The sequence below is a fragment of the Variovorax sp. 01N425 genome (assembly GCF_056399465.1).
Genome location: NZ_JBFTRJ010000001.1, coordinates 175,616 through 190,691 on the forward strand (window position 1 = coordinate 175,616; position 15,076 = coordinate 190,691).

General features: G+C 66.6%; 14 protein-coding genes. All 14 read right to left on the bottom strand.

From position 1 onward, the window contains the following. Positions 1-29 precede the first annotated feature (29 nt). Complete coding sequence (locus AC1DSC_RS00845; RefSeq protein ID WP_478131767.1) at positions 30-2,780, bottom strand: FimV/HubP family polar landmark protein; 2,751 nt, start codon at positions 2,778-2,780, stop codon at positions 30-32. A 224-nt stretch (positions 2,781-3,004) separates the two neighbouring features. Further along, complete coding sequence (gene asd, locus AC1DSC_RS00850; protein WP_012746564.1) at positions 3,005-4,147, bottom strand: aspartate-semialdehyde dehydrogenase; 1,143 nt, start codon at positions 4,145-4,147, stop codon at positions 3,005-3,007. A 91-nt stretch (positions 4,148-4,238) separates the two neighbouring features. Further along, positions 4,239-5,327, bottom strand: coding sequence for a 3-isopropylmalate dehydrogenase (gene leuB, locus AC1DSC_RS00855; protein WP_012746565.1), 1,089 nt, complete (start codon positions 5,325-5,327; stop codon positions 4,239-4,241). A gap of 41 nt (positions 5,328-5,368) precedes the next feature. Continuing rightward, positions 5,369-6,019 (bottom strand): 3-isopropylmalate dehydratase small subunit, encoded by a 651-nt coding sequence (gene leuD, locus AC1DSC_RS00860; protein WP_062362756.1) that lies wholly within the window; start codon positions 6,017-6,019, stop codon positions 5,369-5,371. Positions 6,020-6,037: 18 nt separating this feature from the next. Beyond that, complete coding sequence (gene leuC, locus AC1DSC_RS00865) at positions 6,038-7,459, bottom strand: 3-isopropylmalate dehydratase large subunit (RefSeq protein ID WP_062362753.1); 1,422 nt, start codon at positions 7,457-7,459, stop codon at positions 6,038-6,040. Between the two features lie 47 nt (positions 7,460-7,506). After that, a complete protein-coding gene (locus AC1DSC_RS00870) occupies positions 7,507-8,454 on the bottom strand; it encodes a LysR family transcriptional regulator (RefSeq protein WP_062362750.1) in 948 nt (315 codons plus the stop codon). 182 nt (positions 8,455-8,636) lie between these two features. After that, positions 8,637-8,777: an entericidin A/B family lipoprotein gene (locus AC1DSC_RS00875; protein WP_012746569.1), complete on the bottom strand. Its 141-nt coding sequence runs from the start codon at positions 8,775-8,777 to the stop codon at positions 8,637-8,639. 149 nt (positions 8,778-8,926) lie between these two features. Further along, positions 8,927-10,237: a citrate synthase gene (gene gltA / locus AC1DSC_RS00880; protein WP_012746570.1), complete on the bottom strand. Its 1,311-nt coding sequence runs from the start codon at positions 10,235-10,237 to the stop codon at positions 8,927-8,929. A gap of 24 nt (positions 10,238-10,261) precedes the next feature. Next, on the bottom strand, positions 10,262-10,585 hold the full coding sequence (locus AC1DSC_RS00885; RefSeq protein ID WP_012746571.1) for an FAD assembly factor SdhE: 324 nt from the start codon (positions 10,583-10,585) through the stop codon (positions 10,262-10,264). A gap of 19 nt (positions 10,586-10,604) precedes the next feature. Then, on the bottom strand, positions 10,605-11,306 hold the full coding sequence (locus tag AC1DSC_RS00890; protein WP_012746572.1) for a succinate dehydrogenase iron-sulfur subunit: 702 nt from the start codon (positions 11,304-11,306) through the stop codon (positions 10,605-10,607). Positions 11,307-11,333: 27 nt separating this feature from the next. Further along, complete coding sequence (gene sdhA, locus AC1DSC_RS00895; RefSeq protein WP_018903263.1) at positions 11,334-13,142, bottom strand: succinate dehydrogenase flavoprotein subunit; 1,809 nt, start codon at positions 13,140-13,142, stop codon at positions 11,334-11,336. 7 nt (positions 13,143-13,149) lie between these two features. After that, positions 13,150-13,515: a succinate dehydrogenase, hydrophobic membrane anchor protein gene (gene sdhD, locus AC1DSC_RS00900; protein ID WP_012746574.1), complete on the bottom strand. Its 366-nt coding sequence runs from the start codon at positions 13,513-13,515 to the stop codon at positions 13,150-13,152. Positions 13,516-13,528: 13 nt separating this feature from the next. Next, a complete protein-coding gene (gene sdhC / locus AC1DSC_RS00905; protein ID WP_062362747.1) occupies positions 13,529-13,975 on the bottom strand; it encodes a succinate dehydrogenase, cytochrome b556 subunit in 447 nt (148 codons plus the stop codon). A gap of 225 nt (positions 13,976-14,200) precedes the next feature. Next, positions 14,201-14,959 carry a GntR family transcriptional regulator gene (locus tag AC1DSC_RS00910; RefSeq protein ID WP_080515726.1) on the bottom strand — a complete coding sequence of 253 codons (759 nt, stop codon included), beginning with the start codon at positions 14,957-14,959 and terminating at the stop codon, positions 14,201-14,203. Positions 14,960-15,076 lie beyond the last annotated feature (117 nt).

A 15,076-nucleotide genomic window follows, 5' to 3' on the forward strand; every position in this document is an offset into this window, starting at 1 on the left:
TCAGGAAGAACAGCGAAAAAAGCCGCTCGTCAGCGCAGCTCGGCGAGCAATTGCCTCGCCTGCGACTTGAGGTCGCCGGCACTTTCGGCTTCGACTTCCTCGACCAGCGAACGAGCGCCTTCGACGTCGCCGATCGCCTGCAGCTCGCGCGCCAGCGACAGCTTGACGGCATGGGGGCTCTCGTCGCCATCGTCTTCCTGCGCGGCTTCGGCGGGCCTGGCTGCTGCATCGGTGGTACCGGCCACCTGGCGGGCGGGCAGGCCGGCCAGTGCACTCATGTCGAACTCGATGAAGCCCGAGTCCGCGGGCAGGTTGCCGCGCAGGCCGGCCGGCCGGGTGTTGGCATCGGCTTCGCCGAGCGCGCCGGGGCGGGTGATCGGCGACAGCGCGCCGGGGGCGGTGTCGAAGTCGTTTTCCAGGTCGACCGGTGCCGTGGGCGCATGCGCATGGCCGTTGGACAGCGGTGCGCTGCTGGCGGCCGGCGGCGCATAGGCCGTCTTCGGCAGGCTGGCACTCACCGGGGCCGGAGCGGGCGCCGGTGCCGGCGGCTGGCTCAGGTCCAGATCGAAGTCCAGCGGTGCGACCGAGGGCACGAAGGCCGGCGTGGCCGCGACGGGCGCGGGGGCGGGTGCCGCCACCGGGGCCGGCGCGGGTTTGACCGCGGCCGTGGCCAGGGCGCCTGCAAAGGCGGCGCTTTCGGCCGGGCTCACGCGGGGCGCGCCCGAGTCGTACAGCGGATTGCCCGGATCGAGGTCCTTGCCCATCTCGACCACGCGGTTCCAATCGGCACCGGCGCCGTTGGTCAGCTTGTGCACTTCGGTGGCAAGGCCCTCATAGGCCCGCACGTCGCGGCGCTTGGCATGGATCTCGAGCAGCTTGAGGTGGATGGCCGTGCGGTCCGGATTCACGCGCAGGGCTTCGCGCAGGATTTCCTCGGCCTGCAGGTCGCGGCCGTAGGCCAGGTACACGTCGGCTTCGGCCACGGGATCGACATCGCCCGCATCGAGCTGGCTCGGCGAGTACGACAGCGACGACACGGTGGAATCACCACGCTGCTTGGTGTCGACCGATTCGCCGCCGCTGGCGCCGAAGAACGAATCCTTCGGAATGCGGCTTTCGAGGAACACGCTTTCGCTCATTTCTTCGCGGCGGCGGCCCAGGACACGGTAAAGCAGGAAGCCGACCAGCAAGGCGATCAGCGCCGCGCCGCCGAGCATCAGCGGGTTGTCCATCAGCTCTTCGAAGAAGCCGCGTTCGGCCGGGGGCGGCGGAGGCGCTGCCTTGACGACCGGCTTGGGTGCCGGTGCGGCGGCCGGGGCGCTTGCCGCCGCTGCGGGAGCGGCCGGCGCAGCCTCGGAAGTTGCAGCAGGCACGGGCTCGGCCGACGGAGCGGCGGGAGCGGCAGTTGCCGGTGCCGCTGCTGCAGGCGCAGGAGTCGCTGCCGGTGCCGCTGGTGCCGAAGCGGCAGTAGGCGTCGTGGCCGGGGCGGCGGACGCGGCCGCAGGCGCAGCAGCCGGGGCGGGTGCGGCGGCTGCAGGCGCCGCTGCGGCCGGTGCCGTGGTTGCGGCGACACCCGGGTTGGGAACCGGAATGCCGGGCGCTGCCGGGGCGGGTGCCGGCGCCGAGCCGGCGGCTGGCGCCGCCGAACCAGTGGCTGCCTTGAGCTTGGCCAGTTCGTTGATGTTCTTCGAGAGCTCGGCCACGCGGTTGTTGCTGTCCTGCGCCTGGCGGGCTTGTGCAACCTTTTCTTCGGCGGCGCGGGCTGCTGCGCCGCCCTGCGAGATCGTCAGCTTGTCGGGCGCGCTTGCCGCGGCATTGCGGTCCTCGACGTTGGCCTGCAGCTTGCCCGAAGCCTTGCGGTCGGCAGCGGCCACATTGGACGTGGGTGCGTTCTCGGCAAGGCGCTGGCGGTAGGCGCCGAAGTCGCGGCTCTGCGCGGTGATGGTGCGGCGCGCTTCCGACGGCAGGATCGCGCTGGCTTCGGCGGCGCTCGGCAGGTCGAGCACGGCGCCAGCCCTCATGCGGTTGACGTTGCCGCCAACGAATGCATCGGGATTGGCAAGCAGCATTGCCACCAGCATCTGGTCGAGCGAAACCTCGGCAGGCTTGTGGGCCCCGGCGATCTTGCTGGCGGTGTCGCCGCGCTGGACCGTGACCTGTTCGCCGCCGCCAGCCGGGCGGGCCGGTGCTGCGGCGCTGGGCGCCTGCGGTGCGGCAGCGGCAGGCGCTGCTGGTGCCGCGGGAGCGGTGACTGGTGCGACGGGCGCGCGCTCGCGGCGTGCGCGGGCTGCCGCGGCAGCCGGACGCTCCGCGGGCGGCGTGCTCACCTGGGGCGTGGCGGGCGCGATGGGCGCGCTCGGTGCCGCCTGGCGGGTGGCCGGCGGATCGAGCAGCACGGTGTAGTCGCGCACCATGCGGCCCGACGAGCCATTGGCTTCGAGCAGCAGGTCGACGAAGGGATCGTTGAGCGGACGGCTGCCGGTGAGCCGCACCACGTACTGGCCGCCGGCGCGGCGCTGCAGCGTGGCCTTGACGTCGCTGAGCGCAGCGTTGTAAGGCACGCCCGCGTTCTTGAAGGCATCGGCGCTGGCGACGTTGATCTTCAGGCTTTCCGCTTCGGCGGCAGCCATTTCGGTCACGTCGATTTCGGCGCGAAGCGGTTCGCCCAGCGCCGATTGCACCTTCAGCTGCCCGAGCGCAAAAGCGCTGGCGTCGGTGCTTGCAATACCCAGGACCACGGCAACCGCCGTGCCCAGAACGGAGAGGCGAAGACCGTTCAAGGGCAAGGAGGGGCGAGCGGCCGATGGGCGGGCCGCGGGCAACAGATGTCTTGTCATGCTGATAGGGGCGGCTCAGGCCCAGAATTTGTAAGAGGACGTTAGCATCATCACCGGGTACTGACAAGGCGGTGCGCCTGTTCTACCCAGTGCGCGCATACTTACGCACACATTCAGTGTTGCCGGGTGGCAACACTTTGGGTCTGTGGAGAGCCTGCGCGCCCCCATCAAGCCTCGAGCAGGATGCGCAGCATGCGGCGCAGCGGTTCGGCCGCGCCCCACAGCAACTGGTCGCCGATGGTGAAGGCGCCGACGTACTCGGGGCCCATCGCCAGCTTGCGGATGCGGCCGACCGGGATGTTCATGGTGCCCGTCACGGCCACAGGCGTCAGGTCCTTCAGGGTCGCTTCGCGGGTGTTCGGCACCACGCTGGCCCAGGGGTTGTCGGCGGCGATCAGCGCTTCGATGTCGGCCACGGGAACGTCCTTCTTGAGCTTGAAGGTCAGGGCCTGGCTGTGGCAGCGCATGGCGCCGATGCGCACGCAGAAGCCGTCCACCGGCACGGCGGCGGTGCCGAAGCCCGCGCCCTGGCCGAGGATCTTGTTGGTTTCCGCGCCGGCCTTCCATTCTTCCTTGGACATGCCGTCGCCCAGGTCCTTGTCGATCCAGGGGATCAGCGAGCCGCCCAGCGGTGCGCCGAAGTTGGCGGTTTCAGCGGCGCTCAGGTTCTGCTGCCTGTGCAGCACCTTGCGGTCGATCTCGAGGATGGCCGACTTGGGGTCGTCCAGCAGGGCGCGCACCTCGGCGTTGAGCGTGCCGAACTGCGTCAGCAGCTCGCGCATGTGCTGCGCGCCGCCGCCCGAAGCCGCCTGGTAGGTCATGCTGGTCATCCACTCGACCAGGCCCGCCTTGTAGAGGGCGCCCACGCCCATCAGCATGCAGCTGACGGTGCAGTTGCCGCCGATCCAGTTCTTGCCGCCCTTGGCGAGCGCGTTCTGGATCACCGGCAGGTTGACGGGGTCGAGCACGATGACCGCGTCATCCTGCATGCGCAGGGTGGAGGCGGCATCGATCCAGTGGCCGCTCCAGCCCGCGGCGCGCAGCTTGGGGAACACCTCGCTGGTGTAGTCGCCGCCCTGGCAGGTGATGACGATGTCGCACTTCTTGAGCGCCTCGATGTCGTTCGCATCCTTGAGCGCGGTCTCGTTCCTGGCCATGGCCGGGGCCTTGCCGCCGGCGTTGGAGGTCGAGAAGAAGACCGGCTCGATGAGCCCGAAGTCGCCTTCGGCCTGCATGCGGTCCATCAGGACCGAGCCGACCATGCCGCGCCAGCCCACGAGGCCGACCAGAGGTTGAGATGCGTTCGCCATTTCAGTTTGCCCTTTTTGAAAAAGAAAGAAGTTGTCTTTTCTTGCCCCCGACTCGTCGAGCCGGGGAGGGGCGTGACGAAGCGGGCTGCGGTTAGCCGGTAATCGTCTTTTTGGTGATTGCTGCAACAACCGCGTCGCCCATTTCGCGGGTGCCGACGCGCTTCGTGCCTTCTGACCAGATGTCACCGGTGCGCAGCCCGGAGGCGAGCACGTGCTTGACCGCCGACTCGATCCGGTCGGCAGCTTCGGCTTGGTTGAGTGAAAAACGGAGCATCATGGCAGCGGACAGTATTGTAGCCAATGGATTGGCAACCCCTTTGCCGGCAATGTCGGGTGCGCTGCCGTGGCTGGGCTCGTACAGGCCCTGGTTGCTCGAATTGAGCGACGCCGAGGGCAGCATGCCGATGGAGCCGGTGAGCATGGCGGCCTCGTCCGAGAGGATGTCGCCGAACATGTTGCCGGTGACGATCACGTCGAACTTCTTGGGCGCCTTCACGAGCTGCATGGCCGCGTTGTCGACGTACATGTGGTCGAGTTCGATGTCCGGATAGTCCTTGTGCACCTCGGTAACGATGTCCTTCCAGAACTGGAAGGTCTCCAGCACGTTGGCCTTGTCGACGCTGGTCACGCGCTTGCTGCGCTTGCGTGCGGCCTCGAAGGCGACGCGGGCGATGCGCTCGACCTCGGGGCGCGAGTAGCGCATGGTGTCGAAGGCTTCGTCGGCACCCGGGAAATGCCCGTCGACGGCCGTGCGGCGGCCGCGCGGCTGGCCGAAGTAGATGTCGCCGGTGAGCTCGCGGATGATCAGGATGTCCAGGCCCGCAATCAGCTCGGGCTTGAGGCTCGAGGCGCCCACCAGCTGCTCGTAGCAGATGGCCGGGCGGAAGTTCGCGAACAGACCCAGGTTCTTGCGCAGGCCCAGGATGGCCTGCTCGGGGCGCAGCGGGCGGTCGAGCTTGTCGTACTTCCAGTCGCCGACCGCACCGAACAGCACCGCATCGGCTTCCTTGGCGAGCTTGAGCGTGGCTTCGGGCAGCGGGTGGCCGTGGGCCTCGTAGGCCGCGCCGCCGACCAGCGCGGTTTCCATCTCGAAGGAGAGGTCGAGCGCGTCGAGCACGCGGATGGCTTCGGCCACGATTTCGGTGCCGATGCCGTCGCCCGGGAGAACTGCGATTTTCATGATTGGGGTCTGAAGTTTCTAGAGAAAGGAAATGCGGTCGATCACGAGATCATCGTGTGCGCGAGCCAGGGCTTCTGCGCCAGCCGCTCGGCCTCGAAGGCCTTGATCTTGTCCTTGTGGCGCAGCGTGAGGCCGATGTCGTCCAGGCCGTTGATCAGGCAGTACTTGCGGAAGGCCTGCACGTCGAACGCGAACTCGCCGCCATCGGGCTTCACGACCACCTGGCGCTCCAGGTCGATGGTGAGCGTGTAGCCGGGAAAGGCGAAGGTCTCGTCGAACAGCTGCGCCACCTGCGCCTCGGGCAGCACGATCGGCAGCAGGCCGTTCTTGAAGCTGTTGTTGAAGAAGATGTCGGCATAGCTCGGCGCGATGATCGCGCGGAAGCCGTACTGGTCGAGCGCCCACGGCGCGTGCTCGCGCGACGAGCCGCAGCCGAAGTTCTTGCGCGCCAAGAGGATCGAGGCGCCGGCATAGCGCGGCTGGTTCAGCACGAAGTCGGGGTTGGGCTTGCGGCTTTGCGGGTCCTGGCCCGGAAAGCCGGCGTCCAGGTAACGCCATTCGTCGAACAGGTTCTGGCCGAAGCCGGTCTTGCGGATCGACTTGAGGAACTGCTTCGGAATGATCGCGTCGGTGTCGACGTTCTCGCGGTCCATCGGGGCCACGAGGCCCTTGTGCACGGTGAATTTCTGCATGTGAATTTCTCTCTGTGTTCAGGCGAAGGTGCGCACGTCGACGAAGTGGCCGTGCACCGCGGCAGCGGCGGCCATGGCCGGGCTCACGAGGTGGGTGCGGCCGCCGGCGCCCTGGCGGCCTTCGAAGTTGCGGTTGCTGGTGGAGGCGCAGCGCTCGCCGGGTTCCAGGCGGTCGGCGTTCATCGCCAGGCACATCGAGCAGCCGGGCTCGCGCCATTCGAATCCCGCGGCCTTGAAGATCACATCGAGCCCTTCGCGCTCGGCCTGTTCCTTCACCACGCCCGAGCCGGGCACCACCATCGCGAGCTTGACGTTCTTGGCCACCTTCTGGCCGAGCTTCTTCACCACGGCGGCGGCTTCGCGCATGTCCTCGATGCGGCTGTTGGTGCACGAGCCGATGAACACCTTGTCGACGAAGATGTCGTTCATTGCCTTGTTCGGCTCCAGGCCCATGTAGACCAGCGCGCGCTCGATGGCGCTGCGCTTGCTGGCGTCCTTTTCCTTGTCGGGATCGGGCACGCGGCCGTTGATGTCGACCACCATCTCGGGCGAGGTGCCCCAGGTGACCTGCGGCTGGATCTGCGTGGCGTCGAGCTCGACCACGGCGTCGAACGCGGCGTGGGGGTCGGACTGCAGCGTGCGCCAGTAGGCCACGGCCTGGTCCCACTCCACACCGGTGGGCGCGAGCGGCCGGCCCTTGATGTAGCCGATGGTCTTTTCGTCGACCGCCACGAGGCCGGCGCGCGCACCGGCCTCGATGGCCATGTTGCAGACCGTCATGCGGCCTTCCATGCTCAGGTCGCGGATGGCCGAGCCTGCGAATTCGATCGTGTAGCCCGTGCCGCCGGCCGTGCCGATCTTGCCGATGATGGCCAGCACGATGTCCTTGGCGGTGCAGCCGAAAGGCAGCTTGCCCTCGACCTTCACGAGCATGTTCTTCGCCTTCTTGCCGAGCAGCGTCTGCGTGGCCATGACGTGCTCGACCTCGCTGGTGCCGATGCCGTGCGCGAGCGCACCGAAGGCGCCGTGGGTGGAGGTGTGCGAGTCGCCGCAGACCACCGTCATGCCCGGCAGCGTGGCGCCCGATTCAGGGCCGATCACGTGCACGATGCCCTGGCGCTTGCTCAGGAATGGAAAGAACGCGGCGGCGCCGAATTCCGCGATGTTCTTGTCGAGCGTGGTGACCTGCTCCTTGCTGGTCGGATCGGCAATGCCTTCGTAGCCGCGCTCCCAGCCGGTGGTGGGCGTGTTGTGGTCGGCCGTGGCCACCACCGAGCTGATGCGCCACAGCTTGCGGCCGGCCTCGCGCAGGCCCTCGAAGGCCTGCGGGCTGGTGACTTCGTGCACCAGGTGGCGGTCGATGTAGAGGATCGCGGTGCCGTCTTCCTCGGTGTGGACGACGTGTTCGTCCCAGATCTTGTCGTAGAGCGTGCGTGCCATGTCGTTATCTTCTCTTGTCTTTCGTGGGGAGGTGATTGTCTTGCGTTCTAGGCGGCGAGCGGCTCGGCGGCCGCCGCCGGCGTGTGCAGGTGGTTGACCAGCGTGCGCGCGGCCACCGGCAGGGTGGAGAAGTCGCGCGCCGCCAGGCGGATCTCGCGCCGGGACCAGGCGTCGTTGAGCGTCACGCTGCGAAGGCGGCTGCCGATGCCCGCCTGCAGCAGCTCGAAGGCGCGCTGCGGCATCACGCCGACGCCCAGGCCGTTGTCGATCATGCGGCACATGGCGTCCAGCCCGGTCACGTGGATGCGCAGCTTCACGCTGCGGCCCGCCTCGAGCGCGGCCTGGTGCATGGCCACGTAGATCGAGCTGTTGGTGTGCAGGCCGACGTGGTCGAAATCGAGCGAGGCGGCAAAGTCGATCGGCCCCTGCGTCGCCGTGAGCGGATGCCCGGCGGGCGCGATCAGCACCAGCCGGTCGTGGCGGTAGGGCAGGGTCTGCAGCTCGTTCGTGCCGTCGGGTATGTGGCAGATGCCGAGGTCGGCCGCGCCTTCCTGGACCGCGCGCACCACTTCGTTGCTCAAGTGCTCTTCGAGGTCGATCTTGATCGCATCGTGCTCGCGCGTGAAGGCGCCGAGGTCTTCCGGCAGGAACTGCACGATGGCCGAGATGTTGGCATGCACGCGCACGTGGCCGCGCACGCCCTCGGCGTATTCGCTGAGCTCGCCCTGCATCTTCTCGAGGCTGTAGAGCACCGAGCGCGCATGGTGCAGCAGGCTTTCGCCCGCGGGGGAAAGATCGACGCCGCGCGCATGGCGGTAGAGCAGGGTGGTGCCCAGCGTGGCTTCCAGGTCCGACAGCCGCTTGCTGATGGCCGAGGCGGCAATGAATTCACGCTCCGCGGCGCGCCCGATGCTGCCGAGTTCGCAAACGGCCACGAACAGCTGCAGCGACGTGAGGTCGATGCGCCGGGCGAAATTGCGTTCGGAAGTGCTCATGGGGCTTTGGGCATCGCGTCTGGCGATGAGTTCGTCATTTTCCCAGGGTTTTGATGGCCCTGCCATCGCCATGTGCGATGGGTTCATTGCCCTGGGGCGACGAGTTCCGGCCGCCCCACACGGCAAAACGCCCCGCGCCTCGCTTTGCGGCGAGGGGCGGGGCGCGCGGGGCTCGGGTGTGCCTACTGGCGCTTCTTGGCGGCGTCTTCCATCTTTTCGCCACTCTTCTGGATGTCCTGGCCGGCACCCCTGAAGGTGTTGCAGCCCCCCAGCGGAATGGCAAGTGTGAAAGCGACGGCGATCAGCGCGGCAAGTTGCTTCATGACGGGTCTCCTGAAGGCGTTGAGAAAGGCGGCCCGAAGTCGAGCCTCCGATGCACAACGTATCGACGCCCCGCCGCCGGCCCTGTCAGCCAAGACGCAAAAAAGCTGCCCGAGGGCAGCTTTCCGGCTTGAGCGCAAGCAGCGCGCGTTCAGCGCTTGCCGATGGGCTGCACGTCGCGCTTGGGCGAGCCTTCGAACAGCTGGCGCGGGCGGCCGATCTTGTACTCGGGGTCGCCGATCATCTCGTTGAGCTGGGCAATCCAGCCCACGGTACGGGCCAGCGCGAAGATCGCGGTGAACAGCGGCACCGGGATGCCGATGGCGCGCTGCACGATGCCCGAGTAGAAGTCGACGTTCGGGTAGAGCTTGCGCGACACGAAGTACTCGTCTTCCAGCGCGATCTTCTCGAGTTCCTTGGCGAGCTTGAACAGCGGGTCTTGTTCCAGGCCCAGCTCGGTCAGCACTTCGTTGCAGGTTTCCTGCATCAGCTTGGCGCGCGGGTCGTAGTTCTTGTACACGCGGTGGCCGAAGCCCATGAGCTTGACGTTCGAGTTCTTGTCCTTGACCTTCTTGATGAACTCGCCGATCTTCTCCACGCCGCCTTCCTTCTGGATGTCGTAGAGCATGTTGAGCGCCGCTTCGTTGGCGCCGCCGTGGGCCGGGCCCCAGAGGCAGGCCACGCCGGCTGCGATGGCCGCGAAGGGGTTGGTGCCCGACGAGCCGCACAGGCGCACGGTCGAGGTCGAGGCGTTCTGCTCGTGGTCCGCGTGCAGGATGAAGATGCGGTCGAGCGCGCGCTCGAGCACCGGGTTCACCTTGTACTCCTCGCACGGCGTGGCGAACATCATGTGCAGGAAGTTGCCCGCATAGCTGAGTTCGTTCTTCGGGTACATGTAGGGCTGGCCCACGGTGTACTTGTAGGCCATGGCCACGAGCGTAGGCATCTTCGCGATCAGGCGGATCGCGGCGATCTCGCGGTGCTCGGGATTGTTGATGTCCGTGCTGTCGTGATAGAAGGCCGACAGCGCGCCAACCAGGCCGGTCATGATGGCCATCGGATGCGCATCGCGGCGGAAGCCCCGCAGGAAGAACTGCATCTGCTCGTTGACCATCGTGTGGTTGGTCACGAGCTTGGTGAAGTTGGTCTTCTTGGCCTGGTCCGGCAGCTCGCCGTAGAGCAGCAGGTGGCAGGTCTCGAGGAAGTCGCAGTTGGTGGCGAGCTGCTCGATGGGGTAGCCGCGATACAGCAGCTCGCCCTTGTCGCCGTCGATGTACGTGATGGCCGACTGGCAGGCGGCGGTCGACATGAAGCCCGGGTCATAGGTGAACATGCCGGTCTGCGCATAGAGCTTGCGGATGTCGATCACGTCGGGGCCGACGGTGCCCTTGTAGATCGGCAGTTCGACGCTGTCCCCGCCGTTGCTGAACGACAGCGTGGCCTTGGTATCGGAAGCTTTCATTTCGGGTTTCTTTCAGAGGAGTATTCAGGAGGGCGAAGAGGAAACGGAGGTTGCGGGGCGCTGCGCGCCGTCGGTGCGCATCAGCTGCAGCAACTCGACCACCTCGGCCCCGGCCCATGCGGGCTCGGGCTCCTTTCTTCGCAGGAGAAGATCGAGGAGGTCGTTGTCCGACAGGTCCATCAAGGTCTCCATCGCTCCCGCCTGGCCGTTGGTCATGCGGGATTCGTGCCGCTCGAAGAAGCGGGCGATGAACAGGTCGTTCTCGAGCAGGCCGCGCCGGCAGCGCCATTTCAGCTTGCTCAGCGCGCGTTCGCTGATCGGCTCGGACGGGTCGGCGGCGGTTTGCATGGTTTCTCTCGGAAAGGGATCAGATGGCGCGGCGCACCATCAGTTCCTTGATCTTGCCGATCGCCTTGGTGGGGTTCAGGTTCTTCGGGCACACGTCGACGCAGTTCATGATCGTGTGGCAGCGGAACAGGCGGTACGGGTCTTCGAGGTTGTCCAGGCGTTCGGCGGTGGCTTCGTCGCGGCTGTCGGCGATGAAGCGGTAGGCCTGCAAGAGGCCTGCCGGGCCCACGAACTTGTCGGGGTTCCACCAGAAGCTCGGGCAGCTGGTGGAGCAGCTCGCGCACAGGATGCACTCGTACAGGCCGTTGAGCTCGTCGCGCTCCTCGGGCGACTGCAGGCGTTCCTTCTCGGGCGGCACGTTGTCGTTCTGCAGGTACGGCTTGATCGAGTTGTACTGCTTGAAGAACTGCGTCATGTCCACGATCAGGTCGCGGATGACGGGCAGGCCCGGCAGCGGCTTGAGCACGATGGTGCCCTTGAGCGTGAGCATGTTGGTCAGGCAGGCCAGGCCGTTCTTGCCGTTGATGTTCATCGCGTCGGAGCCGCAGACGCCTTCGCGGCAGGAGCGGCGGAACGACAGCGTGGGATCTTGCGCTTTGAGCTTCATCAGGGCGTCGAGCAGCATGCGCTCATGGCCGTCGAGTTCGATCTCGACGGTCTGCATGTAGGGCTTGGCGTCCTTGTCCGGGTCGTAGCGGTAGATCTGGAATGTGCGCTTCATCGTGAAACCTTGTGATGTTGTTCTTGCTTAGAACGTACGGACCTTGGGAGGAACGGAGTCGACCGTCAGCGGCTTGAGGTTGACCGGCTTGTAGGAGAGGCGGTTGTCCTGGCTGTACCAGAGCGTGTGCTTCATCCAGTTGGCGTCGTCGCGGCCGAGCGGCGCGACCGGGTCGTCGGCCGGGCGTTCGTAGTCCTCGACCGTGTGCGCGCCGCGGCATTCCTTGCGGGCGGCGGCCGAGACCATGGTGGCCTGCGCCACTTCGATCAGGTTGTCGACTTCGAGCGCCTCGATGCGCGCGGTGTTGAACACCTTCGACTTGTCCTTCAGGCCAATGGCGTTGACGCGCTCGCGCACGGCGGCGATCTTGACCACGCCTTCGTCCATCGAGGCCTGCTTGCGGAACACGGCGGCGTGCTGCTGCATGACGGCGCGGATCTCGCCCGCCACGTCCTGTGCGTATTCGCCGCCGGTGGCGGCCTCGAGGCGGTTCAGGCGCTCCAGTGTGCGGTCGGCGGCATCGGCCGGCAGCGGCTTGTGTTCCTTGAGCTTGTCGTTGAACTCGACGATATGGTTGCCGGCCGCGCGGCCGAACACCAGCAGGTCGAGCAGCGAATTGGTGCCCAGGCGGTTGGCGCCGTGCACGCTCACGCAGGAGCATTCGCCCACCGCGTAGAGGCCGTTCACCACGGCGCTGTTCTGCTCGCCTTGCTGAATCACGACCTGGCCGTTGATGTTGGTCGGGATGCCGCCCATCTGGTAGTGGATGGTGGGCACCACGGGGATCGGCTCCTTCGTGATGTCGACGTTGGCGAAGTTCACGCCAATTTCATACACCGAGGGCAGGCGCTTGTGGATGGTCTCGGCACCGAGGTGGTCGAGCTTCAGCAGCACGTAGTCCTTGTTGGGGCCGCAGCCGCGGCCTTCCTTGATTTCCTGGTCCATCGAGCGCGAGACGAAGTCGCGCGGCGCCAGGTCCTTCAGCGTGGGCGCATAGCGCTCCATGAAGCGCTCGCCGTTGCTGTTGAGCAGGATCGCGCCTTCGCCGCGGCAGCCTTCGGTCAGCAGCACGCCGGCGCCGGCCACGCCGGTCGGGTGGAACTGCCAGAACTCCATGTCCTGCAGCGGAATGCCCGAACGCGCGGCCATGCCCAGGCCGTCGCCGGTGTTGATGAAGGCATTGGTCGAGGCCTGGAAGATGCGGCCCGCGCCGCCGGTGGCCAGCAGCACGGTTTTGGCCTGCAGGATGTGCAGGTCGCCGGTTTCCATTTCGAGCGCCGTCACGCCGACCACGTCGCCTTCGGCGTCGCGGATCAGGTCGAGCGCCATCCATTCGACGAAGAACTGGGTGCGTGCCTCGACGTTCTTCTGGTAGAGCGTGTGCAGCATCGCATGGCCGGTGCGGTCGGCCGCGGCGCAGGCGCGCTGCACGGGCTTCTCGCCGTAATTGGCCGTGTGGCCGCCGAAGGGGCGCTGGTAGATCGTGCCGTCGGGGTTGCGGTCGAAGGGCATGCCGAAGTGCTCGAGCTCGTACACGACCTTCGGGGCTTCGCGGCACATGAACTCGATCGCGTCCTGGTCGCCGAGCCAGTCGGAGCCCTTGATCGTGTCGTAGAAGTGGTAGTGCCAGTTGTCCTCGCTCATGTTGCCGAGCGATGCGCCCACGCCGCCTTGGGCAGCGACGGTGTGCGAACGCGTGGGGAACACCTTGGAGAGCACCGCCACGTTCAGGCCCGCGCGGGCGAGTTGCAGCGAGGCGCGCATGCCGGAGCCGCCGGCGCCGACGATCACGACGTCGAACTTGCGCTTGGTGATTTGTTCTTTTGTGTAGGTCATGGTGGGGTCAGATCTTCCAAAGCACTTGAATGGCCCAACCCGCACAACCGACAAGCCAGACGATGGTGAAAATTTGCAGGGCGAGGCGAATGCCGACGGGCTGGACGTAGTCCATCCACACGTCGCGCATGCCGACCCACACGTGGTAGAGCAGGGAGGCGATCACGCAGAAGGTCAGCACCTTCATCCACTGCGCGGCGAAGATGCCGGCCCACAGGTCGTAGCCGATGGGGCCGCGCGTGAAGATCAGCTGCGCGAGCAGGATGATCGTGAAGAGCGCCATCAGGCCGCCCGTGATGCGCTGGCTGAGCCAGTCGCGCAAACCGTAGTGCGCGCCGACGACGATGCGCTTGGAGCCGTAGTTCACAGACATGGTTGGCTCCTTCTCAGTACAGGCCGAACAGCTTGGCGCCGAGCACCAGGGTGAGCAGGATGCTCAGGGCCAGCGTGACCACGGCGGAGGTCTGGCCGAACTCCTTGGTGACGGCGGCGTGGCTCACGTCCATCCAGAGATGGCGCAGGCCGGCGATGAAGTGGTGCAGGTAGGCCCAGATCAGCGCGAGAGCCACCAGCTTGATGAACCAGCCCGGAACGAAACCAAGGCTGCTGTTGAACGCGGCCTTGAACCTGGCGAAGGAGTAGTCGGACGAAAGCGAGGTGTCGAACATCCAGATGATGAACGGCAGCAGCAGGAACATGAGCACGCCGCTCACGCGGTGCAGGATCGACACGATGCCGGCCGGCGGCAGCCGGTAGGTCGTGAGATCGGTGAAGGCGTTGATGTTTCGGAATTCGCGGCGCGGCGGCCGGGGAGGAGTTGCAAGCTCTGTCATTGGGGGGAGGCTTTCGTGGCTTGGTGGCTTGTTCTGAGAGCGAACGCTTTTGTTTCTTCTGCGGAATGCAAACAACGCAAAATTCTATTGCAATGCACCATTGCGTGGCGGAGGTGCCCGCGTCGGCGCAGCGCTGCAGTCGGATGCTAGGGAGTTCGCGGCGTGTTGTGCGCGAATCTTCGGCGCTGCCATGCGGTGGGGTCGTGATGCCATCTGGATGCGCGCTCAGCCGAGCTGGTTGCGGTAGTGGTGCGTGTCGGTGCGGTAGAGGCCGCGGCGCAGTTCCATCGGCGTGTCGTGGTAGGTGTGGGCCAGGCGCTCCACGCTGAGCAGCGGCATCTGCAGCGGCACGTCGAGCAGCGCGGCCTGCTCGGCATCGGGCAGCACGGCGCGGATCTTTTCTTCGGCGCGCACCATGCGCACGCCGAATTCGGTTTCGAACATGGCGTACATCGGGCCCGGCCAGGCGCGCAGGCGTTCGGCCGTGAGGCCCTTGAACGGCGCGCCGGGGAGCCAGAGGTCTTCGAGGATGGTCGGGACGCCGCCGTAGGCGAGCACGCGCCGCACCTGCAGCACCGCGTCGCCCGTGCGCAGGCCCAGGGCACGCGCCACGTCGGCCGAGGCGCGCTGGCGGCGGCAGTCGACGATGGTGCGCTCGGCCGGACCCTCGGTGCTTGGCGTGCCAACATCGGGCACCAGCTTGAGGAAACGGTACTGCACATGCTGCTCGGCGTGCGTGGCGACGAAGGTGCCCTTGCCCTGGCGCCGCACCACGAGGTTTTCGGCCGAGAGTTCGTCGATGGCCTTGCGCACCGTGCCCTGGCTCACGCGAAAGCGCACCGCCAGGTCCATCTCGCTGGGAATGGGCTCGCCCGGCTTCCACTCGCCGGCCTGCAGGCTCTGCAGGATCAGCGTCTTGATCTGCTGGTAGAGCGGGCTGAAGGAGGGCGTCGCAGAATCTTCGAGGACGGTGGGGGCATTCATGGCAGCGGTGGGTGCGCCGTGGCGGAACCCCGGAGCATATCTTATATAAGACATAAGACGAGGCCTGCTGAATCGGCTTAAAATGCGGGCCGGCCTGCGCCGCGGGAAGGATTCCCG